This is a genomic window from Fuchsiella alkaliacetigena (assembly GCF_023227765.1).
GTDB classification, from domain to species: domain Bacteria; phylum Bacillota; class Halanaerobiia; order Halobacteroidales; family Acetohalobiaceae; genus Fuchsiella; species Fuchsiella alkaliacetigena.
The window spans coordinates 1-1,106 of the sequence record NZ_JALKBZ010000115.1 but is presented as its reverse complement, the minus strand read 5'-3'; the positions used below and the strand labels follow the sequence as shown (position 1 = coordinate 1,106).

Sequence of the window (1,106 nt, the reverse complement as noted above, 5' to 3'; positions counted from 1 at the left end):
CCTCAATTCGGCAAGTAACCAAAAACTAAATATTATTTGTATATCACCTTCTTTAAAAGAGAAGATAAAGAATCTCTGATATATGAAATTATCCTTTCAAGAATCTTATTTGGAGCAAATCTAATATGCTTATACAAACCATTTATCACTATATTGCCAGGTATTTTGTAAAGTATCCTTCTTAAAGTTTTAATTTCATGATGGTGTAAATCTTTAGGTAAAATGATTCTCTTAAAGAAATTATGAAGATTACAAGCAATCATTTTAATAAGCAAAAATAGCTCATTGCATTTTTGATTAAGTTGGCTATTTTGATCAAAAGCAAAACCTTGCTTTAATTCATCAATCTTATTTTCAATATTACAGCGTTGATTGTAATCATGAAAAATTTCTACAGAAGTTAAATAATCAACATTAGTGACTATTGCTTGATACTCATAATCAGATATGAATTCATCATCTTCTATTTTAAAAGTTCTTTTTCTAATAATTACAAATCTACGTTCTTTAGACCAGGACATAAGGGGCAAGGTAATTTCAGTTACGCTAAACATGTCATCGATTTTAGCCCAATGATACTGTGTTGGATTTTCATTAATATAATCGATTATCTTCTGTATTCCTTTTTGCATTTTAGCTTTAACAATATATTCATAACCGTTATCCTCGCAGTATTCAAAGTTCTTTTGATCGAAGAATCCTTTATCAGCTCTGATTCTTTTTAGATACCAGTTTTCTGGTAAAGTTGCTATGCAAGATTCTAAAAACTCCAAGAAGTTATGGTTACTATGATGTTTACCTGATTCTAAGGTTAAATCAGTTATTTCATCAGTATTACTGATAATCCCAACTTTCTCTTTAAAAGAAGCTCTTCCATGGTAGCGGGGATTATATCCACAAGCTGAACCTTCTTGGTTACCAAAGACAGTACAAACAGTATCATCAAAGTCAAGCATAACTTCACGAGGTGGTTGGCATTGGGCTTGTAGAGATAATAATTTTCTATTTAAATTCCTGAGTTCATCTTTAGCATTTTCAGGTAAGTTTTTTAAAAGGTCGCGATATACTTTTTCACTTGGAATATCAGAGTTTTTTGTTCTTTTATA

1 protein-coding gene is annotated in these 1,106 nt (G+C 29.9%); it reads right to left on the bottom strand.

What is annotated here, in order from left to right:
- Positions 1–32 precede the first annotated feature (32 nt).
- A partial coding sequence (locus MWH30_RS13725; protein WP_248664666.1) for an IS1380 family transposase occupies positions 33–1,106 on the bottom strand: 1,074 nt, incomplete at its 5' end.